This window comes from Streptomyces sp. NPDC051940, from assembly GCF_040680895.1.
Lineage (GTDB): Bacteria > Actinomycetota > Actinomycetes > Streptomycetales > Streptomycetaceae > Streptomyces.
The window spans coordinates 18,170-39,967 of the sequence record NZ_JBFAXR010000081.1; the positions used below are offsets into that span (position 1 = coordinate 18,170).

A 21,798-nucleotide genomic window follows, 5' to 3' on the forward strand; every position below is an offset into this window, starting at 1 on the left:
CGGGACTGGTGCTGTGGTGCGGCTCCGCTTGCGCGGATATGCGGTTCGCTTGCTCGGCCTGCGGTGTTCGCTCTACGTGCGGTGCTTGCGTCGCTTGCGAGGGTGGTGGTGCGTTTCGCCCGCGCGTACGGTGGTGCGTTCTGCGTTGCGGCTTGGGTTCGCGCGTGCGGGTCTGTTTGGTTCGAGTAGCGTGGGAGCGCTCCCAGTCGTGATGAGTTGAAGAGTCCCGGCTCCGCGCGCGGGTGTCAAGAGAGTGCGCGGGACTCACCTGTCGGCGTTATCTGGCTGTTAACTTGGCGGAGATCTCACGGAGACTCGGATATGACGTACCCCGATCACCGCCGCGCGGTTGCGCGCAGGTGTGACCATGGGGTTTCGGTTGACGGACCGGCGGCGGATGCCGGACAGTCGGCCCGCGGGGGCGGTGACGCCCCCGGGCGGACGTTTCGCACGAGGGAGGATCGATGGCGGACGGCTTGAGACGGGCGCTCCCCCCGGTGTCCAGGGCGGGGCGGCGCGGCCGTCCCACGCTGGAGCAGGTGGCGGCCCGGGCCGGGGTCGGCCGCGGCACGGTGTCCCGGGTGATCAACGGATCGCAGCAGGTCAGCGCGGAGGCCAAGGCCGCCGTGGAGCGGGCGATCGCGGAGCTGGGTTACGTGCCGAACCGCACCGCGCGGGCGCTGGCGGCCGGCAGCACGGACGCGGTGGCCCTCGTCATCCCCGAGCCGGAGACACGGCTGTTCTCGGAGCCGTACTTCTCGGACATGATCCACGGCATCAGCGCCGCGATACTGGACGCGGACAAGCAGCTGCTGCTCACCCTGAGCCGCACCTCCAAGGAGCGGGCCCGGCTGGCCGGCTATCTGAGCGGCAACCGCGTCGACGGCGTGCTGCTCATCTCCGTCCACCAGGACGACAAACTCCCCGATCTCCTGGCCGAACAGGGTATTCCGGCCGTGGTCTCCGGCCGGCGCTCGCAGGACGAGCGGCTGCCGTTCGTGGACACGGACAACGTGGGCGGCGGCCGGGCGGCCGTGGAGCACCTCATCGCCCGGGGCCGGCGCGAGATCGCGGTGATCTCCGGCCGCCCGGACGTGTTCGGCGCCCAGTGCCGTATCGAGGGATACCGTCAGGCCTTGAAGGCGGCGGGGCTGCCCGACGATCCGCGGCTGGTCGTGCACGGCGACTTCACCGAGGAGTCGGGGCGCCAGGCGATGCGCGAGCTGCTGGCCCGCCGGCCCTCGCTGGACGCGGTCTTCGCCGGCTCGGACCTGATGGCGGCCGGCGCCCTGCAGGTGCTGCGCGGCTCCGGGCGCCGGGTCCCGGAGGACGTGGCGCTGGTCGGCTTCGACGACTCCCCGGTCGCGCGGCACACGGACCCGCCGCTCACGAGCGTGCGGCAGCCGACGGAGGCGATGGGGCGGGAGATGGTCCGCGTCCTGCTCGCGGAGATCGCACGCGAGGCGGGGGCGGGCGAGCCCGTACCGCACGCGCTGCTGCCGACGGAGCTGGTGGTACGGGCCTCGGCCTGAGTTCCGGGCGCGCGTTCAGAGGTTGTAGGCGGGGTGGGTCGCGGGCGGGATCCGGCCTTTGCGTGCGGCGGGGATGCGGCTCTTGTGCGGCGGGGGCGTGGCTCTTGTGCGGCGGGGGGCGCCGCTCTTGTACGGCGGGGGCGACCCTCTTGTACGAGGGGTGTCACGCCGCTTCCGGCCGCAGGCGCTGCGGGGTCGCGGTGCGCAGGAACGGGAGCAGCGTCGCCAGGGTGAGCGCGGCGAACGCCCCGAAGGCGAGTCGGATGCCGCCCAGTTCGGCGATGAGGCCCATGAGCGCCGCGCCCAGCGGCATCGCGCCCCAGGCGAACAGGCGGGCCGCGGCGCCGAACCGGCCGAGCATCTCGTCCGGCACCAGGCGCTGCGAGATGGTGCGCGCGTTCACCGACCACAGCGTGCCGCCCATGCCGCCGAGGAACGCGCCGGCCGCCACGGCCCACACGTTCGCCGTCAGCGCCGGCAGGCCCGCCATCAGCGCGGTGCCGACCAGGTCGGCGAACATCGCCCAGCGCACGCCCAGCAGCCGGTTCACCCACGTCACCGTGAGGGCGCCGGCCAGGCCGCCGACGCCGAGGGCGCTCAGCACGATGCCGTACTGCCCGGCGTTCAGGCCCAGTTCGGTCTGGGCGTACAGCGGGATCAGGGCGAGCCAGCCGCCCCAGACGGCGCACAGCACGGTGAGGATGAGGGACAGCGTGCGCAGCAGGCGGTGGCGCCAGAGATAGCGCACGCCCTCCGCGATCTGCGCGTTGACCGTGGCGGGCGTCCCCGTGGGCCGGTCGGCCCGGAAGCGCCCCGCCAGGAGCAGCAGCGCCAGCGCGGCCACGGCGTACGCCGCCCAGGTCACCCCTAGGGCCAGCCCCGTCCCGGCGGCGAGCAGCAGACCGCCGGCGAAGGGGCCGGCGAACTCCTGGCAGACCGTCTCCGCCCCCGTGATCCAGGCGTTGGCCCGTTCCCGGGCGGCCGCGGGCACGGCGGCGGGGACGATGGCCGAACCCGCCGTACCGGCGATGACGTCGGCGACGCCCAGCACGGCGCCGGCGGTGAACAGTTGCCCCAGGGAGAGGGCGCCGGTGGCGGCGGTGACCGCGAGCCAGCCCAACGCGGCCAGCCGCAGGGCGCTCGCCGCCCAGAGCAGACGGCGGCGGTCGAGGCGGTCGACCATGACGCCCACGTGCAGGGCGATGAGCAGCCAGGGCACGGTCAGCGTCAGCGCGACGGCGGTGACCTGCGCGGGGGAGCCGGTGAGCTGGGCGGCGAGGAGGGGGAGGGCCATCTTCATCACGCCGTCGGCGAGGTTGGTGGCGGCGGTGAAGCCCACGAGGACGGCGGTGTTGCGGTTCGGCGGCGCGGGTGTCTGTGCGGCGGCGGGGTGCCGCTCGTGGAGAACTGCCGTCGCCATCCGGGATCCCCTTTAACCGTCTATCGCTTTTGCCAGTGAGATCAGCGTGGCACAGGACCCCGCGCTCCGGCAACCGGTAAAACGCTTAGCCGGTAGAATGGGCCGCGGAGGTGGACCGCATGCTGGAGGAACCCGCCGCGGCGGCGCTGGTGGAGGCGTTCGCCAACACGGTCGACGTGGAGGAGGCGAGCGACGAGATCGCGACCCCGGCCGGCCTCACGGACTGGCTCCGGACCCGCGGCCTGCTCGCCCGCGGCACGTCCGTGGGGCCGGACGCCCACACCGCGTACCTCGCCCTGCGCGCGGGCATCCGCGAGCAGCTAGGCGCGCATGTCGGCGACACCCCCGACGCGGCCCTGGTGGCGGCCGCGGACACGGTCCTGGCGGAACACCCGGTGCTGGTCACGGCGTCGGGCGCGCTGACCGCGGCGCCGGGCCTGCCGCCGCAGCGCGCGGGACTGGCGGCGCTGGCGATCGCGTGGCACGGCCTGACGGCGACGGGAGACGCCACCCGCCTCAAGCGCTGCGCGGAACACACGTGCGGCTGGGTCTTCTGGGACGTGTCGAAGAACCGCAGCCGGCGGTGGTGCTCGATGAGGGTATGCGGCAACCGCAACAAGTCCCGCGCTTACGCGGCCCGGGTTAGGGCTTCGTCGTAGGGGGCGGGGGCGGGGGCTCGGTGGGGCGGGGTGGTTTCCCGGGGTTGCGGGGTTTGGGGTGGCCCGGGCGGCCGGGGTCGGGGTGGGCTGGGTGGTCAGTGCCGGGGTCAGGGAGTGCCGGAGTCCGGGGTCAGGGGGCAGGGGTGGCCGGGGCCGGGATAGCGAGGCCTGGGGTAGCCGGACTTGCGGGGCCCGAGGGGGCCGGGGTCCGGGGCGGCCGGAGTGGCCCTGGCTCGGGGCTGCGTGCCACCGGGGCCCGGGCGGGTGACCGCCGGAGGGGGCGTCCCCAGGCGCCGGCGTCAGGCAAGGCAACCCGTAACGGGTGGCGTGTGGGCGGGGGCAATCCCCGCGCCGAAGGCGCGGGGCGGCGCCGGCCACGAACCGCCCCCCACCAGCCCAATCACCACCACGACAGCGATTGTCAGTGCCCTCTGCCATGGTGGTCACACACGCGATCAAGGCGACGCGGCACAGCCGCGTGAGGGGGTGTGGCGCATGGCCGTTGAGGCCGACGACGGAGCACGCAGCGTGGTGCGGGTGGTGCCACCCGTGCACCCGAGAAAGCTGGCAAAGGTACCGTTCGTGGAACTGGCCGAAGGCCGCCTGCAGGGCGTCGTGTCGAGCGGCTCGGACATCGAGCGGGTGTACGTCTCCGCCATCACCGCCCGAGGCCACGGCCTGAGCTGCAGCACGAACAACAACCGCCCCTGCGGCGGCCTCCGCGGCAGCGCCTGCAAACACCTGCGCGCCCTGGCCGCCGAGGCGGTGCTGCAGTACGGCCCGGAGCGCGTCTCACGCTATCTGCACGTCGAGGTCGCCGAGGGCCAGGACCTGGTCGACGCCCTGCGGCCCGTGGCCGGCGGCGGTGCCGCCCCGGCGGCGGCGGTGTTCAGCCGGTTCCTGCGGCATCTGGCCTATCTGGAGGTCCCGGACACCACCGCGCCCCTCCCCGAACTGCACTGGTTCCCCGCCATGGAAGGAGCCCGCTGATGCTGGGAGTCCAGCTCGCCGCGCTGCTGGACGCCGGGACGCCCGGCGAGGACGAGGCGCTGGGCCTGGTGGCCGGCTTCGACGAGGCACTCGTGCAGGGCTTCGCCCGGCTCGGGGAGGAGCGCGCCGCCGCCCTTACCGCGCTGGCCGGCGCGGTCGCCGGCTCACCGCTCGGACCCGCCGCGGAGGACGCCGCGGGCAAGGCCACCGCCGGCTCCGCCGGGGACGAGCAGCTGGCCGTACTCGCCGGCGCCCGGACGGCCCTGCTCGGCGCGGTGCACGACGCCCGGCTGGCCGCGCTGGACGCCGCGCTCGGCCGGGAGCGCGAGCCCTGGCCGGCGACGGAGCCCGTCGCCGCCCCCGGGAACGGGCCGCTCGCCGCCGCCCGCTCGTGGCTGCGGGAGCTGGCCATAGCCGGCTGGCACGGCGTCGGCGACGACGCCCTCGCGGCCGTCGACCAGAGTGTCGAAGCCCTGCTCGCGGAACCGCCGTTGCGCCGGCTCGCGGTGCTGCTGGACGGACTGGCCGGCGAGTTGCGCACGGCGCTGCCCGTGGCCGCGATGGAGCGGCTGCCCGCCCGCCGCTGGGGCGATCTGTGGGCCAGGGCCGTGCTGCTCGCCCAGCCCGGCGCGCTGCCGGGCGGCGGGGAGCCGGTGGCGCGGGTGACGGGGCGGCTGCTCGTCCTCGGCGCCGACGTGCACGAGCACGCCACCGCCGTACAGATACAGGTGCACGCGCTGCTGGAGCCGGGGGACGGCGGTCCCACCCGGGCCGTGCGGACAAGCGTGTCCGCCGGCAAGGTCGACACGATCACCGGGCCGGCCGTGTGGCGGCTGTTCCACCGGCATCCGGTCCTGCTCAGCGCCCTCGCCGAGCGCCGCGCGCTGGAGATCACGGAGCTGCCCCTGCTGGCCGGCGGCGATCTGCTGTGGCGGGACGACGCCGCCACCGCCGGTGAGCCCGCCGATCCGTTCGCCGTCGCCCGCGTCCAGCTGGCGGGCGCCCTCGCCCCGCCGGTGCCGCCGCTGGAGAGGCATCCGGTGCGGATCGCCGAGCCGGTGCTGGTCGAGGGGTACGCCACCGACGGCCGGTCACTGGAACTCGACGGCCGCACCCTGGAGTTCGACCTGGAGCGGCTGCCCGCCTGCGGTCCGCTCACCCCGCAGCTCGTCGCCGCGTCCACGGCCTGTCTCGGCCTCCTCCGCCAGGACGGCGGCCGGTGGCTGCTGCAGCCGCTGGCGGTGCGGGCGACGGTCCGGCGCAAGCCGGCCGAGGCGCACAACGGCGACTGGGCGCAGGGCGTGACGGACCCCAGGGCCGCGAAGGCCGAGGCGCGCAACGGCGACGCGGTCGAGGTCCTCCGGGAGCGCGCGGGGAGGCTGCTGCGGAAATGAGCACCCTCGAGAACGGGCCCGAACTGCCCCCGTCCGCCCACGAGTCCCGCCGCCAGGTCCTCTACTGGCGTCTCCTCGCCCGGCTCTTCGACTCCGAGGAACAGCCCGCGCTGGAGACGGCGAGCGTCGCCGTCGTCGACGACATCGGGCTGCCCCCGGCGCTGCTGGACCCCGGCGTGTCCGTCGACACCGTGGTCCAGCGCTTCCCCGGGCTGGCCGCCGAGTTCCAGGACCTGATGGCGGTCCCCGAGGACGCCGGGCGGTACCGGGCCGCCGAGGTCCGCCGCGCGGCCCTGGCCTCGAAGCTGCTGCTCAACGTGTTCGCCACCGGCTCCGGCCCCGTCACCGCGGGACAGCTCGCCGCCTGGCAGCAGGACGCCGGCTGGGCCAGACGCGCCCTGGGCGGAGAGGGCGCCGGTAGCCCGGGCGAGGGCACCGGTGGCGGTCCGGGCGCGGGCCGCGGCGACGGCACCGGCGGCCTGAACGCGGTCCTCGGCACGATCGAGGGCGACCTCGTCAAGCGGATGCGGCTGCGCGAGGTCCTCGCCGATCCGAAGCTGGCCCGGCAGCTCCGGCCGAGCATGTCGCTGATCGAGCAGCTCCTGCGCGACAAGGACAACCTGCACGGCGTCGCCCTGGCCAACGCCAAGGCCCTGATCCGCCGGTACGTCGACGAGGTCGCCCAGGTCCTGCGCACCCAGGTGGAGAAGACGTCCGCCGGCACCATCGACCGGTCCGTGCCGCCCAAGCGGGTGTTCCGCAACCTCGACCTGGACCGCACGATCTGGAAGAACCTCACGAACTACAGCCCCGAGGACGAACGCCTCTACGTCGACCAGCTCTTCTACAAGCACACGGCCAGGCGCACCACGCCCGCCCGGATGATCGTGGTGGTCGACCAGTCCGGCTCCATGGTCGACGCCATGGTCAACTGCACCATCCTGGCCTCGATCTTCGCCGGACTCCCCAAGGTGGACGTGCACCTGGTGGCGTACGACACCCGGGCGCTCGACCTGACGCCCTGGGTGCGCGACCCCTTCGAGGTCCTGCTGCGCACCCGGCTGGGCGGCGGCACGGACGGCACCGCGGCGATGGCGCTTGCCCGACCGAAGATCGCCGAGCCGCGGAACACCGTGGTGGTGTGGATCTCCGACTTCTACGACAACCGCGCCCTGATGACGGACTTCGAGGGCATCCACAAGTCCGGGGTCCGGCTCATACCGGTCGGTTCGGTGAACAGCTCGGGGCACCAGAGCGTGGACCCGTGGTTCCGGCAGAAGCTCAAGGACCTGGGGACGCCGGTGATCTCCGGGCACATCCGCAAGCTCGTCCTCGAGCTGAAGACCTTCCTGGGCTGACCTCCGGGCCGGAGCACGCCCCGGCCCGGACGACCGGGCCTGAGCGCGCCCCGGCCCGAGGGCCGGCAGGTCCCCGGCCCGCCGCTCCCACCAGGCCCTTTTCCTTCCTACGACCTCTCAGGAGACACGCATGTCCGAAGAACTGCTCCGCGCCCCCGCCGAGGTGAAGTACGCCGAGGAGCTGGACTGGCTGGAGTCCGTGGACGACGGCCCCAAGCCCTTCTCGTGGCGGCTCAGCCCGAAGATGGTGCGGACGTTCGTCCTCGGCTCCGAGCGGGCCGACGGGCTGGAGCGGGAGATCCCGCAGAAGTGGTTCGGCGACCGCAGCTTCGTGGAGCGGTCCATCGTCACCCTCGCCTCCGACCGCGGCCTGCTGCTGATCGGCGACCCGGGCACGGGCAAGAGCTGGCTCGCCGAGCTGCTCGCGGCGGCCATCTGCCGCAACTCCACGCTGGTGGTGCAGGGCACTGCCGGCACCACCGAGGACCACATCAAGTACTCGTGGAACGTCTCGATGGTGATCGCCAAGGGCCAGTCGAGGCAGTCGATGATCCCCTCCCCGATCATGACGGCGATGGAGCGGGGCGTGGTCGGCCGGTTCGAGGAGCTGACCCGTTCGACGAGCGACGTGCAGGACGCGCTGATCTCGATCCTCTCCGAGAAGTACGTCTCCATCCCCGAACTGGACGACGACAACATCGTCTTCGCCAAGCCGGGCTTCTCGATCATCGCGACCGCCAACAGCCGCGACCGTGGTGTCAACGATCTGTCCTCCGCGCTCAAGCGGCGCTTCAACTTCGTCCGCATCCCGGTGGTGACGAACAAGAAGAGCGAGGCGGAGATCGTCCGCTTCCGCACCGTCGAGCTGCTGCGCAGGCACCGGATCGAGCTGGAGGTGCCGCCGACCCTGCTGGACGTGCTGCTGGAGAGCTTCGCCGATCTGCGGGCCGCGTCCGCCGCCGCGACCAGCGACGACGAGAGGCTCGAGTCCGCGCTGTCCACCGCCGAGCAGATCGGCGTGCTGGAGGACGCCATCCTGCACAGCCAGTTCTTCGGCGACCAGGTGCTCGGCGCCCACACCCTGGCCGGCTCGCTGGTGGGTTCGCTGGCCCGGCGCAGCCCGGAGGACCTGGCGATCCTCAACAAGTTCTGGCACGGCGTGGTGGAGCCGCGCACCAAGAACGACCACCACGGTCACTGGGGTGACTTCCTCGAGGGCGGCCGCCAGGCGATCGCGACCCTTTCATGAGCGGGCCGACCCAGGCTCCCGACAGGGCTGCCGGCCCCTCCTTCGACCGGCTCCGCGACCAGCTGCTCGCCGCCGCCGGTGCCTTCACCGAGGGCGCGGACGCCGTGTCCGCGATCCTCACCGGCATGGTCGACGACGTCACCCGCGCGCTGCGCGAGCCGCTGGAGATCTTCCCGGTCTGCCACCACTCGCCGTCCTCCGCGCTGGCGATGGTGCGCCGGCTGAAGGAGAAGCAGCCCAAGGTCGTGTATGTGGAGCTCTGCGAGGACCTCCGCCCCGTCCTGGACGAGCTGCGCAACTGCCGGCTGCCGGTGGCCGTGCAGGCGTTCGCCACGGAGGTCGACGGCCACCCCGCGGAGTGGGCGCCGCTGAGCGTCGTCGCGCCGGTGACCGAGGCGTCCGCCGAGTACCAGGCGATCGCCTACGCACTGGATACCCCGGGCGTGGAGCTGGTGCTCGTCGACCGGTCGACGGACCACGTCTTCCAGTGGCAGTCGCGGGACGGCGAACCCGGGGAACAGGCCGCCGACGAGGACGTCCCGCCGCACGACGACGACGCCCTGCACGGCGACGCCGTCGGCATCGAGATCGGCGATCTGCGGCCCCGGTTCGCCGAGCTGGAGGCGCAGCTGCTGCACCACGGCAAGGTGCGGCACTGGTCGGAGTGGTGGGACCAGTACGTCGAACAGCCGCTGGTGGGCGCCGACTACGACACCTACCGCCAGGTCATGGTGATGATCGGCAGTCTGTTCCGGCGGCTGCGGCCCGAGCGCGGCGGACGCGACCGGCACGACGAGGACCGCGAGCGCTACATGTGGACGCGGATGCGCGAGCATCTCGCCGCGACCGGCACCGACCCGGGGGAATGCCTGTACATCTGCGGCGCCTTCCATGCGGCCAGCCGCGTCGAGGAGTTCGGGCTCGGGGCGGGCGGGACGGCGTTCGAGATCGCGCCCCGGACGGACACGAAGTGGATGTACGGGCTGATCCCGTCCAGCCACTCCGCCATCGAGGCGCAGTTCGGGCTGGCCCCGGGCGCCGTCTCCGTCGCCGCGGCCACCTGGGCCAAGGCGGTCAAGGGCCGCGGCATCGCCCCGTACCGGCTCAAGGGCCAGCAGGGCACCGGGCGCACGGCGGGCAGGCGGGCGCGGGCGCGGCAGCCGGAGCCCGGCGAGGACCGGCTGACCGGCTTCCTCTCCAGCCCGCCCGCGCTGGACGGCCTGGACGAGGAGGAGCTGCTCGGCTGGTGCGTGGACATCGTCCGCCTGGCCCGCCGCAACGGCTATCTCGCCAGCACCGCCGACGCCATCGCCGTCTACGAGACGTCCGTGCTGCTCGCCGGGATGCGTGGGCGTACCCGCCCCACGCCGTACGACTTCGAGGACGCGGCCGTCACCTGTATCGAGAAGGAGGCCGTCCCCGGCCGCCGGGATGTCCGGCGGCTCTGCGAGATCCTGCTCGGCGGCGACCGGATCGGCGCCGTCGGCTACCACTCGCTGCCGCCGCTCGCCCGCGACGTACTGGACCGGCTGGAGCCCCTCGGCCTCAACCTCACCGCCCGCACCAAGCAGCGCGCCCTGCTCGACCTGAGGGCGGCGCCCGAGCTGCGCCCCTGCTCCGACCTGCTGTGGATGCTGCGCCGGCTGCTCGGCGACGTCGTCCGGCCCATCATGGGCTCGCGCCGGCTCGGCGAGCGTCCCATCCAGGAGAGCTGGGACCTGAACCTGGGCAGCCAGCAGCGCGCCCTGGTCGAGCTCGGCTACGAGGGCGTGAGCGTCGAGCAGGTCCTGGAGCAGCGGCTGCGCCGCGACGCCTGGGCGGCCGACGCCACCGCCGCCACGGCCCTGGAGGGCGTGGAGCAGGCCCTGGTCTATCTGGACAACCGGCGCCTCGCCGACGACCTCGGCGCCCGCGCGGTGGAGCTGCTGGCCGCCGAGCGCACGGTCGACGACGCCCCCGACGTGCTGCGCCGGATACGCCGGCTGCTCACCCACTTCCGCGGCGGCGGGCCCGGACTGCCGCGCTGGTGCGAGGAGTTCGTGCGCACCGGCTACGCCCACTACTGCACCCTGCTGCCGACGTCCTTCGCCGCCGACGACACCGGGGTCCGGCAGGTTGCCGCCATGCTCGGCTTCCTCTTCTCGATGGAGTCCTTCGCCCTGTCCCTGGGCTGCGACCACACCCAGCTGGAGCTGGCCGTCCAGCAGTCGCACCCCGAGGCCCCGGACAAGGTGGCGCTGCTCTGGGCGGCCCGCTCCCACCTCGGCCTGCTGCCGCGGCCGGAGCTGCGCCGCCGGTGCGACGAGCTGCTGGCCAATCCGCTGGTCGTGCCGGCGTTCCCGCGGTACGTCAGCGGGTTCATCCACGCGGTGGAGCCCGTGCCCGGTCTCACCCCGTTCGTCGTCGAACTGCTTTCGAAGGCTTTCGGCCGGCTTCCGGACCCGGTGCTGCTGCCCTGGCTGCCCGCGCTGATCACGACCCTGCGCGCGGAGGCGCCGGACCTCGTCCCGGCGCTCGTCCGGGAGGCGGGCCGCACGTTCCCGGCGGCCCTGCCAGCCCTCGACACCTGGACGCCGCCCTGGTCGGCGACGGCCCCGCCGACGCCCGCGCCCGCCGCGGAGCACCGCGCCCCCGACGCCGCCCTCCTCCTCGCCGCCCACCCGGCGGCCTGCGACGCGGTGGCGGAGCTGCTCGGGTACGACGCGGGGTGGCGGGAGGAGCCGGGCCAGGACGCCGCCGTATCCGCCGCCGCGGAACTCCTCGCCAGGCATGGGGAGTCGGCGGAGGCGCTCGCGGTCCTGCTGGGGGTGGTGGGAGTCACCGTGTGAGAGGGGGCTGGTAGCGCTGGGCGCCCGGCTGCGGGGGGAGCGGCCGGGTCGCGCAGCCGTGCGGTGGGTCCCGTGCGCCGAGCGGCGCTCCGGTCCGCGGGCGCCGCCCACCGCATTGCGAGCGGCCGGGCCTCGCGGCCGGTGCGGTGGCGGCGGGCACCGGGGGCCGAGCCGCGATCCGCTCCGCGGGTGCCGCCCACCGCGTGCGAGCGACCAGGCGGCACAGCCGGCGCCTTCCCCGTCATGCGCCCGCGCTGCCCGGCCCCCACCCCTCCGCGACCAGCGCGGACAGGCAGCCCCCACACTCACCCGACCACCCGCCGTCGGCGGGCCCTGGGCGGAAGCCCGACCACAGGCTCCCGGCGGGCCCCGGGCGAAGCCTGTCCAACCATCGGCCCTCGGCGGGCTCCGGGCGGAAGCCCGACCACAGGCTCCCGGCGGGCCCCGGGCGGAGCCCGACCACCCGCCCCGGGCGGGCCCCGGGAACCCACCCGCGCCCCCATCACGCCCGCCGCAGGCGCCGCATGGCCGGAAACCGCGGTTCGGCAGAGGCCCCGCACCCCCCGCGGGGCCTCTGGCGTACCTGGGGATTGCGCGGGCGGATAGTTAGGTTAGGCTGCCCTTGCTTTCGCTCGCGAGACGCTTCTGCCTCACGACCCCCGGAGGACACCCCCCATGAGCAGGTCCCACCTGCTGGGCGCCCACACCGCCGACGCCTACCGCCGCGATCTCCGCGCGGGCGTCGAGCACGTGGCCGCCCGACTCGCCCGGGCCGACGGCCCGTTCACGGGCATCGCCCCCCACGACCTGGCCCCCACCGTCGACGCCGTCGACCTCGACACCCCCCTCGGCGACACGGGAGCCGCCCTCGCGGAACTCGACCGCGTCTACCTCCGCGACGCCGTCTACTTCCACCACCCCCGCTATCTGGCACACCTGAACTGCCCGGTCGCCATCCCCGCAGTCCTCGGCGAAGCCGTGCTCTCCGCCGTCAACTCCTCCCTCGACACCTGGGACCAGAGCGCCGGCGGCACCCTCATCGAGCGCCGCCTCATCGACTGGACCGCCGCCCGCGCCGGCCTCGGCCCCGCCGCCGACGGCGTCTTCACCAGCGGCGGCACCCAGTCCAACCTCCAGGCCCTGCTGCTGGCCCGGGAGGAGGCGGTCGCCGGTACGGCCACCGTCGAATCTCTCTCCGACCTGCGGATCTTCGCCTCCGAGGCCAGCCACTTCAGCGTCCGCAAGTCCGCCAAACTGCTCGGCCTCGGCCCCGACGCCGTCGTCACCGTCCCCTGCGACGACACCCGCCGTATGCGCACCGCCGACCTGGCCCGCGCCTTGGAGGACTGCCGCACCGCCGGCCACACCCCCATGGCGGTCGTCGCCACCGCCGGCACCACCGACTTCGGCAGCATCGACCCGCTGCCCGAACTCGCCGACCTCTGCGAGCTGTACGACACCTGGCTGCACGTCGACGCCGCCTACGGCTGCGGGCTGCTGGTCTCGCGCACCCGCCGCCACCTCCTCGACGGCATCGAGCGCGCCGACTCGGTCACGGTCGACTACCACAAGTCGTTCTTCCAGCCCGTGAGTTCCAGCGCCGTCCTGGTCCGCGACGGCCGCACCCTGCGCCACGCGACGTACCACGCGGACTACCTGAACCCCGCGCAGGCCACGACCCCCAACCAGGTCGACAAATCGCTGCAGACCACCCGTCGTTTCGACGCCCTGAAGCTCTGGCTGACGCTGCGCGTCATGGGCGCCGACGCCGTCGGCGACCTCTTCGACTCCGTCTGCGATCTGGCCACGGCGGCCTGGCGGCTGCTCGAGGCCGACCCGCGCTTCGAGGCGGTGACCCGCCCGCAGCTGTCCACCCTCGTCTTCCGGTACGCCGAGGCCCCCGACGAACTGGCCGACGAGGCCAACCGGCACGCCCGCAGCGCCCTGTCCGCCTCCGGGGAGGCGGTCGTGGCGGGCACGAAGGTCGACGGCCGCGACCACCTCAAGTTCACGCTGCTCAACCCGGAGACCACCGTGGACGACATCCGCGCCGTGCTCGACCTGCTCGCCGGGCACGCGGGCGCCTACCTGGGAGAAGACCTTGTCCGAGCGTCCTGAGGCCACCCAGCGCCCGTACGACTTCATCGCCATCGGCCTCGGCCCGTTCAACCTGGGCCTGGCCTGCCTGACGGAACCGCTCGCCGAACTGGACGGCCTCTTCCTGGAGTCCCGCACCGCCGCCGACTGGGCCTGGCACCCCGGCATGCTGCTGGAGGGCACCCACCTGCAGACCCCGTTCATGTCGGACCTGGTCACCCTGGCCGACCCGACCTCCCCGTACTCCTTCCTCAACTACGTGAAGCAGTCCGGCCGGATGTACTCCTTCTACATCCGCGAGAACTTCTATCCGCTGCGCGAGGAGTTCAGCGACTACTGCCGCTGGGCCGCCGCCCAGCTGAGCAGCGTCCGCTTCGGCCGGACGGTCCGGTCCGTGGAGTACGCGGACGGCCTGTACGCCGTACGGACCGACGACGGCGTCCACCACGCCCGCCGCCTCGTCCTGGGCACCGGCACACCCCCGTACCTCCCCGAGCCCGCCCGCGACCTGCCCGGCGACGCCGCGCACAACTCCCGCTATCTGGAGCTGCGCGACGGCCTGCGCCGCAAGAAGTCCGTCACCGTGGTGGGCAGCGGCCAGAGCGCCGCCGAGATCTTCCACGACCTGCTCCAGGACATCGACACCCACGGCTACGCCCTGAACTGGGTCACCCGCTCCCCGCGCTTCTTCCCGCTGGAGTACACCAAGCTCACGCTGGAGATGACGTCGCCGGAGTACATCGACTACTTCCACGCCCTGCCGCCGGCCGTCCGCGACCGGCTCGGCGCCGCCCAGAAGCACCTCTACAAGGGCATCAACGCCGACCTCATCGACGCCATCTTCGACCTGCTGTACGTCAAGAACCGCCGCGGCCCCGTCCCGGCCCGCCTGCTCACGAACACGGCCCTGACGGCGGTCGGTTACGACGAGGGGACGTACACCCTGGGCCTGCGCCAGCAGGAGCAGGGCCGGGACTTCACCCTCGACACCGAGGGCCTGGTCCTGGCCACCGGCTACCGCTACCGGGTGCCCGGTTTCCTCGCCCCGGTCCGCGACCGGATCCGCTGGGACGACCAGGGCCGTTACGACGTACGCCGCGACTACAGCATCGACACGGCCGGCACCGGCGAGATCTTCGTCCAGAACGCCGAGCTGCACACCCACGGATTCGCCGCCCCGGACCTGGGCATGGCCGCGTACCGCAACTCGTGCATCGTCCGCGAGCTGCTCGGCGGTCGCGAGGTCTACCCGGTCGAGAAGTCCATCGCCTTCCAGGAGTTCGGCGCCGCATGAAGCCCTTCACGTTCCGCCCCGTCGACCCGGCCGCCGACGCCGCCCTGCTGCACCGCTGGGTCACCCACCCCAAGGCGTCGTTCTGGCTGATGCAGCACGCCACCGTCGAGGGGGTCGCGCGCGAGTACGCGCGGATCGGCGCCGACCCGCACCACGACGCGCTCATCGGCCTGCACGGCGGCGAGCCGGCGTTCCTCATGGAGCGCTACGACCCGGCCGAGCGCGAGCTCGCCGGCGTCCACGACGCCCGGCCCGGCGACGTCGGCATGCACTTCCTGGTCGCCCCCGCCGACACCCCGGTGCACGGCTTCACCCGGGCGGTGATCACCGCGGTGATGGCGCACCTCTTCGCCGACCCCGCCGTCCGCCGCGTCGTCGTCGAGCCCGACGTCGGCAACACCGCCGTCCAGCGCCTCAACGCGGCCGTCGGCTTCACCGTCGAACGGACCGTCACCCTCCCGCACAAGACCGCGGCCCTGAGCGTCTGCACCCGCGAGGCGTTCACGGCCGCCCGAGGAGCCGCCGTATGACCCCCGAGCCGTGGATGACCCCCGAACTGTGGGCCCGCGCCACCCGCCACCTGATACGCAAGGCGCTCTCGGAGTTCGCCCACGAACGCCTCCTCACCCCCCGGGAGACCGCGCCCGGCCACTACGCCGTGCCCAGCGACGACGGATCCACGGAGTACCGCTTCCAGGCACAGGTCCTCGCCCTGGAGCACTGGCACATCGACGCGGGGTCGGTCACCCGCCACGGCCCCGACGGCGAGCGGGAGCTGGACGCCCTCGACTTCTTCCTGGAGTTCCGCGGCACCCTCGGCCTCGGCGACGCCGTCCTCCCGGTCTATCTGGAGGAGATATCGTCCACGCTCGCCTCCGCGGCGTACAAGCTGGCCAAGCCGCGGACGACCGCGGCCGAGCTGGCGTACGACGGCACCTTCCAGGCCATCGAGACCGGGATGACCGAGGGCCACCCCTGCTTCGTCGCCAACAACGGCCGGCTCGGCTTCGGCTCCGGCGAGTTCCGCTCGTACGCCCCCGAGGCCGCCGCCCCCGTGCGGCTGCTGTGGGTCGCCGCCCACCGTGACCGCGCCGCCTTCCACGCCGGCGCCGGGCTGGACTACGAGCAGCTGATGCTGGACGAGCTGGGCCCGCACACCCTGGGCCGCTTCACCGACACCATGACGGGCCTGGGCCTGGACCTCGCGGACTATCTGCTGATCCCGGTCCACCCCTGGCAGTGGGAGCACAAGCTCTCGGTGACCTTCGCCGCCGAGGTGGCAAGGCGCCGCCTGGTGCCGCTGGGACCCGGACCGGACGAACACCTCGCCCAGCAGTCGATCCGGACCTTCTTCAACACCTCCGCCCCCGGCAAGCACTACGTCAAGACGGCCCTGTCGGTCCTCAACATGGGCTTCATGCGCGGCCTGTCCGCCGCGTACATGGAGGCCACCCCGGCCATCAACGACTGGCTGGCGGACCTCGTCGACGGCGACGACGTGCTGCGCGCCGCCCGTTTCACGATCATCCGCGAGCGGGCCGCCGCCGGCTACCGCCACCTCGAGTACGAGGCGGCGACCCCCGCCGGATCCCCGTACCGCAAGATGCTCGCCGCGCTGTGGCGCGAGAGCCCGGTGCCGTCCCTGGCCCCCGGGGAGCACCTGGCCACCATGGCGGCCCTGCTGCACACCGACGCCGGCGGCGCGTCCTTCGCCGGGGCGCTGATCCGGCGCTCGGGGCTGACGCCCGAGGCGTGGCTGCGCCGCTACCTCGACGCCTATCTCGTCCCGGTGCTGCACAGCTTCTACGCCCACGGCCTGGCGTACATGCCGCACGGCGAGAACGCGATCCTGGTGCTGGACGCGGACGGCGCGGTGGACCGGGTGGTCTTCAAGGACATCGCCGAGGAGATCGTGGTGATGGACCCGGACACGCCGCTCCCGGCGGACGTCGCCCGGATCCGGGCCGAGGTGCCGGAGGACATGAGGCTGCTGTCCGTCTTCACCGACGTCTTCGACTGCTTCTTCCGCTTCCTGTCCGCCGGTCTGCACTCCGAGGGCGTCCTGGACGAGACGGGGTTCTGGCGGACGGTCGCGGAGTGCGTACGGGACTACCAGGACGGCCGGCCGGAGCTGGCGGAGCGCTTCCGTCGGTACGACGTGTTCGCCGCGGACTTCGCCCTGTCCTGCCTGAACCGGCTGCAGCTGCGGAACAACCGGCAGATGGTCGATCTGGCCGACCCGTCCGGCGCCCTCCAGCTGCACGGGGTGCTGGGCAACCCGATCGCCGCGCACCGCGCGCCGTTGTCGGTGCCGGGCGCTACGTTGCCGGTATGACTTCACGGCTGAATCCGTACATCCAGTTCCAGGACAACGCCCGCCAGGCGATGGAGTTCTACCGCGACGTGTTCGGCGGCGAACTCGTGATCAACACCTTCGGCGAGTTCGGCGACGCGTCCGCGCCGGGCGCCGAGGGCATCATGCACAGCATGCTCGAGACCCCGGCCGGCTTCACGCTGATGGCCTCCGACACCCCGCCCGGCATGGAGTACAAGCCGGGGACGAACGTGTCGGTGAGCGTCAGCGGCGACGACGAGCCGGAGCTGCGGGGCTACTGGGAGAAGCTGTCGGACGGCGGCTATGTCGCGGTGCCGCTCGACAAGCAGATGTGGGGCGACACGTTCGGCATGTGCACCGACAAGTTCGGCATCGCCTGGATGGTGAACATCGCCGGAGCGCAGTGACGGGCGACGGGCCGGCCCCCGCCGTCGAGGGCCGGCCCGCCCGTCCGCTCACCCCGCCTCACTCCCAGGGCACCTCGGGCGCCCGGTAGTAGTTGATGCCCAGCTGTGTCCAGCGCGGCCCCTGCGCGGCCAGCCGGAGGCGGTACGCCTCCCAGTCGTGCGTCGCCGCCGGCGACCAGCCCAGCTCCGCCGCGCCCGCGAGCCGGGGGAACGCCATGTACTCGATGTCGGCGCTGGTCTCGAGGGTCTCCGACCACAGGGGCGCCTCGACGCCGTACACGGCACTCGCCGGGGCGTCGAGCAGATAGCCGCCGGGGTCCCAGTCGTACGAGGTGCGCACGTCCACGAAGCCCGCCCAGCTCTGGCCGAGCCTGGTGCGGCGGTCGTACTTCATGTCCAGGTACAGCTTGTTCGCCGGTGACAGGACGAACCGCGTCCCGGCGTTCGCCGCCGCGATGACCTCGGGTTCGCTGCCGGACAGCCCCCAGTACTGGGCGACCGCCCCGGCCGCCGGCTGCGCCTCGGTGATCTGGTGCCAGGCCAGCACGGTCTTGCCGTACGCCGCGACGATCGGCTGCACCCGGCCCATGAAGGTGACGTAGTCCGCGTGGCTGGTGGAGCTCGCCTCGTCGCCGCCGATGTGGATGTACGGCCCCGGCGTCAGCGCGGCGATCTCGCGCACCACGTCGTCCACGAAGCTGTACGTGAGCTCCAGCGGCACGCACAGCGAGCTGAAGCCGACCTTGATGCCGGTGTACAGGCGCGGGGCCCTCCCGTCGCAGTTCAGCTCGGCGTACGAGGCCAGGGCGGCGTTGGTGTGGCCGGGCATGTCGATCTCGGGGACCACGGTCAGCTGCCGGTCGGCGGCGTAGCCCACCAGCTCGGTGTAGTCGGCCTGGGTGTAGTAGCCGCCGGGCCCGCCGCCGACCTCCTTGGAGCCGCCGTACGTCGCCAGCCGGGGCCAGGAGTCGATCGCGATCCGCCAGCCCTGGTCGTCGGACAGGTGCAGATGCAGGTAGTTGATCTTGTAGAGGGCCAGCTGGTCGATGTACCGCTTCACCTCGGCCACGGAGAAGAAGTGCCGCGACACGTCCAGATGCGCCCCCCGGTAGGCGAACCGCGGCCGGTCGGTGACGGTGCCGCCCGGCACGGTCCACGGCCCCGGCTGCACGGTGCCCGCCTCGACGGCGGACGGCAGCAGCTGGCGCAGGGTCTGTACGCCGTGGAAGAGGCCGGCGGGCCGGTACGCCGTGATGGTCACCGCGCCCGGTCCGGCGTCGAGCCGGTAGCCCTCCTCGCCGTACGGGCCGCTCCCGGCGCCGTCCAGCACGAGCCGGATCCCGTCGGCGCCGCTCTCGGCGGTGACCGGCAGGGGATAGCCGGTGGACGGGCGCAGCAGTCCGGCCAGATAGCCGCCCGTCTGCTCCTGCCCGGCCGGCACGCGGATGACGGTGCCCGCCGCGATCTCGTACGGGGCGCCGCCGGGGACCGCCGAGACGGGGGCGGGGACGATCCTGTCGTATCCGGTGGCCGCCACGGTCCCGGCCGCGGAGGCGGGTGCGACCCCCGCGCCGAGCGTGGTCGCGAGAGCCAGCAGCACGGCGGCGAGGACGGGGGTGCGTCTCACAGGTGATCTCACGGGTGATCCCTCCCACGGGTTGGTATGGACTTACTGCCGACCCCGGAAGTCGTCAAGGTGTAGACCAATGCGACCGCCGAAAGAACGTTTCGCTGCCCGATTCCGGGCAGGATTCTTGCGATCGAGGAGATCATCCCGCAGTATCGACGGGTGCACAGCGAGCTCATCGACCATCTGGTGCGGACCGCCCCGCTTCATCGCGGCGAGGCGGTCCGGATCGTCCAGGACGTCCTCGCCTACTTCGAGGAGACGACCGAGGACTTCGTCCGCCGCCGCCACCGTGAGCTCCAGGGTCAGGGCCTGGTCAACACGGTGATCTTCGAGCGGATCGGGCAGGAGCTCGCCGACCGTGTGGTGGCACCCCCGGAACTTTCCCAGCGGCAACTGCGTCGCATGGTGTACGGCTGAGCCGTTTTGACCGGCTGAGCGAAGAGAGCGAAGTAAGGAACGATATGTGCGGAATCGTTGGGTACATCGGCAAGCGTGACGCGGCGCCCCTGCTGCTGGAGGGCCTGCAGCGGCTCGAGTACCGGGGCTATGACTCGGCCGGTGTCGCCATCACCGGCAAGACGGGGGGTCTGAAGACCGTCAAGGCCAAGGGCCGGGTCCGCGAACTCGACGCCAAGCTGCCCAAGCGGTTCGCCGGCACGACGGGCATCGCCCACACCCGCTGGGCCACCCACGGCGCCCCCAACGACGCCAACGCCCACCCGCACATGGACACCGAGGGCAAGGTCGCCCTGGTCCACAACGGGATCATCGACAACGCCACCGAGCTGCGCGCCAAGCTCACCGCCGACGGCGTCGTCTTCGCCTCCGACACCGACACCGAGGTCCTGGTCCACCTGATCGGCCGCTCCCAGGCGCCGACGCTGGAGGAGAAGGTCCGCGAGGCGCTGCGCCACGTCGAGGGCACGTACGGCATCGCGGTGCTGCACGCCGACTTCAACGACCGCATCGTCGTCGCCCGCAACGGCTCGCCGGTCGTCCTCGGCATCGGCGAGAAGGAGATGTTCGTCGCCTCCGACATCGCCGCGCTCGTCTCCCACACCCGCCAGATCGTCACCCTCGACGACGGCGAGATGGCCACCATCAAGGCCGACGACTACCGCACCTACACCACCCGCGAGGGCTCCCGGACCGCGCAGTCGCCGGAGACCGTGGAGTGGGAGGCCGCGTCGTACGACATGGGCGGCCACGACACGTACATGCACAAGGAGATGCACGAGCAGGTCGAGGCCGTCGACCGGGTGCTGCGCGGCCGGATCGAGGACCGCTTCTCCACCGTGCACCTCGGCGGCCTCAACCTCGACGCCCGCGAGGCCCGGTCCATCCGCCGGGTGAAGATCCTCGGCTGCGGTACGTCGTACCACGCGGGCATGGTCGGCGCGCAGATGATCGAGGAGCTGGCGCGGATCCCCGCGGACGCGGAGCCGGCCTCGGAGTTCCGCTACCGCAACCCGGTCGTCGACCCCGACACCCTCTACATCGCCGTCTCCCAGTCCGGTGAGACGTACGACGTCCTCGCGGCGGTCCAGGAGCTGAAGCGCAAGGGCGCCCGTGTCCTCGGCGTCGTGAACGTCGTCGGCTCGGCGATCGCCCGCGAGACGGACGGCGGCGTGTACGTCCACGCCGGGCCGGAGGTCTGCGTCGTCTCGACGAAGTGCTTCACCAACACCACGGTCGCCTTCGCCCTGCTCGCCCTGCACCTCGGCCGGATCCGCGACCTCTCCGTCGCCGACGGCAAGCGGATCATCGAGGGCCTGCGGCGGCTGCCCGACCAGATCGCCGAGATCCTGCGCGGGGAGGACGAGATCCGCAAGCTCGCGGGGGAGTTCGCGCACGCCAAGTCGATGCTGTTCATCGGCCGGGTGCGGGGTTACCCGGTGGCGCGGGAGGCGTCGCTGAAGCTCAAGGAGATCTCGTACATCCACGCCGAGGCGTACCCCGCCTCGGAGCTCAAGCACGGTCCGCTCGCGCTCATCGAGCCGGACGTCCCGACGGTCGCGATCGTCCCGTCCGACGACCTCCTGGAGAAGAACCGCGCGGCCCTGGAGGAGATCAAGGCCCGCAGCGGCCGCATCCTCGCGGTCGCCCACGAACGCCAGGAGAAGGCGGACCACACGATCCTGGTCCCCCAGTCCGAGCCCGAACTCGACCCGATCCTGATGGGCATCCCCCTCCAGCTCCTGGCGTACTACACCGCCAAGGAACTCAACCGCGACATCGACAAGCCCCGCAACCTCGCGAAGTCGGTGACGGTGGAGTAACCCTCCGGGGGTGCCACGCCTCCGGTGGCGGTGCCGCGCGTGAACGGCTTCCGGGGGCTGCGCCCCCGGACCCCGGCGGGGTGGTCCGTGGGAGGGCCGGGTGCGGTTCAGCCCCGCACGGGAGGACGCCGCGGGGACGCCGCACGCTGCGGGCGGCTGGGCCGCCCAGGGGGCGGCACGGGCGGGCGCAGCGGCCCCGCACCCAGGCTGCCCCCGGGACCGCACGGACAAGCCGACCACCCGGAGACGAACTGGACCTACGGCTGCTCGAAGAAGGCGGCCCTCGAGCCGGGCGCGGAGGTGAAGTTCACCTTCCGGGTCGCGCT

The 21,798-nt window shown here is 72.9% G+C and carries 16 protein-coding genes and 1 pseudogene; 15 read left to right on the forward strand and 2 right to left on the reverse strand.

Translation table 11 applies throughout. The features are described from left to right. Nucleotides 1-464: 464 nt before the first annotated feature. Nucleotides 465-1,532: a LacI family DNA-binding transcriptional regulator gene (locus AB0M28_RS26755; RefSeq protein WP_365410053.1), complete on the forward strand. Its 1,068-nt coding sequence runs from the start codon at nt 465-467 to the stop codon at nt 1,530-1,532. A 163-nt stretch (nt 1,533-1,695) separates the two neighbouring features. On the opposite strand, the gene AB0M28_RS26760 is transcribed toward AB0M28_RS26755, so the two are convergent. Further along, nucleotides 1,696-2,952 (reverse strand): MFS transporter, encoded by a 1,257-nt coding sequence (locus AB0M28_RS26760; RefSeq protein ID WP_365410056.1) that lies wholly within the window; start codon nt 2,950-2,952, stop codon nt 1,696-1,698. 119 nt (nt 2,953-3,071) lie between these two features. Here AB0M28_RS26760 and AB0M28_RS26765 point away from each other — a divergent pair, with 119 nt between their 5' ends. The 11 genes from AB0M28_RS26765 (at nt 3,072) to AB0M28_RS26815 (ending at nt 17,563) form a co-directional block, all read left to right on the forward strand. Next, nucleotides 3,072-3,611 (forward strand): CGNR zinc finger domain-containing protein, encoded by a 540-nt coding sequence (locus AB0M28_RS26765; RefSeq protein WP_365410059.1) that lies wholly within the window; start codon nt 3,072-3,074, stop codon nt 3,609-3,611. Between the two features lie 495 nt (nt 3,612-4,106). Next, complete coding sequence (locus tag AB0M28_RS26770) at nt 4,107-4,601, forward strand: hypothetical protein (RefSeq protein WP_365410062.1); 495 nt, start codon at nt 4,107-4,109, stop codon at nt 4,599-4,601. Further along, on the forward strand, nt 4,601-5,995 hold the full coding sequence (locus AB0M28_RS26775) for a hypothetical protein (protein WP_365410065.1): 1,395 nt from the start codon (nt 4,601-4,603) through the stop codon (nt 5,993-5,995). The genes AB0M28_RS26770 and AB0M28_RS26775 overlap by 1 nt, the downstream gene beginning before the upstream one ends. Then, nucleotides 5,992-7,353, forward strand: a complete 1,362-nt coding sequence (locus AB0M28_RS26780; RefSeq protein ID WP_365410068.1) for a VWA domain-containing protein — start codon at nt 5,992-5,994, stop codon at nt 7,351-7,353. The genes AB0M28_RS26775 and AB0M28_RS26780 overlap by 4 nt, the downstream gene beginning before the upstream one ends. A 130-nt stretch (nt 7,354-7,483) precedes the next feature. Then, complete coding sequence (locus AB0M28_RS26785) at nt 7,484-8,602, forward strand: AAA family ATPase (RefSeq protein ID WP_365410071.1); 1,119 nt, start codon at nt 7,484-7,486, stop codon at nt 8,600-8,602. Continuing rightward, entirely contained in the window at nt 8,599-11,430 is a 2,832-nt protein-coding gene (locus tag AB0M28_RS26790) for a hypothetical protein (RefSeq protein WP_365410074.1), read from the forward strand. Before AB0M28_RS26785 ends, AB0M28_RS26790 begins: the two co-directional genes overlap by 4 nt. Before the next feature lie 675 nt (nt 11,431-12,105). Beyond that, the gene (locus tag AB0M28_RS26795) at nt 12,106-13,548 is read left to right on the forward strand and encodes an aspartate aminotransferase family protein (protein WP_365410077.1); all 1,443 of its coding nucleotides are present in this window, start codon (nt 12,106-12,108) and stop codon (nt 13,546-13,548) included. Next, the gene (locus tag AB0M28_RS26800; RefSeq protein ID WP_365410080.1) at nt 13,532-14,821 is read left to right on the forward strand and encodes a lysine N(6)-hydroxylase/L-ornithine N(5)-oxygenase family protein; all 1,290 of its coding nucleotides are present in this window, start codon (nt 13,532-13,534) and stop codon (nt 14,819-14,821) included. Before AB0M28_RS26795 ends, AB0M28_RS26800 begins: the two co-directional genes overlap by 17 nt. Beyond that, nucleotides 14,818-15,351 (forward strand): GNAT family N-acetyltransferase, encoded by a 534-nt coding sequence (locus AB0M28_RS26805; RefSeq protein ID WP_365410083.1) that lies wholly within the window; start codon nt 14,818-14,820, stop codon nt 15,349-15,351. Before AB0M28_RS26800 ends, AB0M28_RS26805 begins: the two co-directional genes overlap by 4 nt. Beyond that, complete coding sequence (locus tag AB0M28_RS26810) at nt 15,348-17,156, forward strand: IucA/IucC family siderophore biosynthesis protein (protein ID WP_365410086.1); 1,809 nt, start codon at nt 15,348-15,350, stop codon at nt 17,154-17,156. Before AB0M28_RS26805 ends, AB0M28_RS26810 begins: the two co-directional genes overlap by 4 nt. Further along, nucleotides 17,153-17,563, forward strand: coding sequence for a VOC family protein (locus AB0M28_RS26815; protein ID WP_365410089.1), 411 nt, complete (start codon nt 17,153-17,155; stop codon nt 17,561-17,563). Before AB0M28_RS26810 ends, AB0M28_RS26815 begins: the two co-directional genes overlap by 4 nt. A 58-nt stretch (nt 17,564-17,621) precedes the next feature. On the opposite strand, the gene AB0M28_RS26820 is transcribed toward AB0M28_RS26815, so the two are convergent. Continuing rightward, nucleotides 17,622-19,190, reverse strand: a complete 1,569-nt coding sequence (locus AB0M28_RS26820; protein ID WP_365410092.1) for a beta-N-acetylhexosaminidase — start codon at nt 19,188-19,190, stop codon at nt 17,622-17,624. A gap of 162 nt (nt 19,191-19,352) precedes the next feature. Between AB0M28_RS26820 and AB0M28_RS26825 the strand changes: the two genes are divergently transcribed. The 3 genes and pseudogenes from AB0M28_RS26825 to AB0M28_RS26835 all read left to right on the forward strand — a co-directional run. Beyond that, nucleotides 19,353-19,610, forward strand: coding sequence for a hypothetical protein (locus tag AB0M28_RS26825; RefSeq protein WP_365410095.1), 258 nt, complete (start codon nt 19,353-19,355; stop codon nt 19,608-19,610). A gap of 44 nt (nt 19,611-19,654) precedes the next feature. Next, a complete protein-coding gene (gene glmS, locus AB0M28_RS26830) occupies nt 19,655-21,472 on the forward strand; it encodes a glutamine--fructose-6-phosphate transaminase (isomerizing) (RefSeq protein WP_365410098.1) in 1,818 nt (605 codons plus the stop codon). 39 nt (nt 21,473-21,511) lie between these two features. Further along, a pseudogene (locus AB0M28_RS26835) lies at nt 21,512-21,798 on the forward strand (hypothetical protein); the annotation flags it as partial.

Coding starts and splice junctions, on each gene's coding strand:
- AB0M28_RS26755 (WP_365410053.1), top strand. CDS start 465: ATGGCGGACGGCTTGAGACGGGCGCTCCCCCCGGTGTCCAGGGCGGGG.
- AB0M28_RS26760 (WP_365410056.1), bottom strand. CDS start 2,952: ATGGCGACGGCAGTTCTCCACGAGCGGCACCCCGCCGCCGCACAGACA.
- AB0M28_RS26765 (WP_365410059.1), top strand. CDS start 3,072: ATGCTGGAGGAACCCGCCGCGGCGGCGCTGGTGGAGGCGTTCGCCAAC.
- AB0M28_RS26770 (WP_365410062.1), top strand. CDS start 4,107: ATGGCCGTTGAGGCCGACGACGGAGCACGCAGCGTGGTGCGGGTGGTG.
- AB0M28_RS26775 (WP_365410065.1), top strand. CDS start 4,601: ATGCTGGGAGTCCAGCTCGCCGCGCTGCTGGACGCCGGGACGCCCGGC.
- AB0M28_RS26780 (WP_365410068.1), top strand. CDS start 5,992: ATGAGCACCCTCGAGAACGGGCCCGAACTGCCCCCGTCCGCCCACGAG.
- AB0M28_RS26785 (WP_365410071.1), top strand. CDS start 7,484: ATGTCCGAAGAACTGCTCCGCGCCCCCGCCGAGGTGAAGTACGCCGAG.
- AB0M28_RS26790 (WP_365410074.1), top strand. CDS start 8,599: ATGAGCGGGCCGACCCAGGCTCCCGACAGGGCTGCCGGCCCCTCCTTC.
- AB0M28_RS26795 (WP_365410077.1), top strand. CDS start 12,106: ATGAGCAGGTCCCACCTGCTGGGCGCCCACACCGCCGACGCCTACCGC.
- AB0M28_RS26805 (WP_365410083.1), top strand. CDS start 14,818: ATGAAGCCCTTCACGTTCCGCCCCGTCGACCCGGCCGCCGACGCCGCC.
- AB0M28_RS26810 (WP_365410086.1), top strand. CDS start 15,348: ATGACCCCCGAGCCGTGGATGACCCCCGAACTGTGGGCCCGCGCCACC.
- AB0M28_RS26815 (WP_365410089.1), top strand. CDS start 17,153: ATGACTTCACGGCTGAATCCGTACATCCAGTTCCAGGACAACGCCCGC.
- glmS (WP_365410098.1), top strand. CDS start 19,655: ATGTGCGGAATCGTTGGGTACATCGGCAAGCGTGACGCGGCGCCCCTG.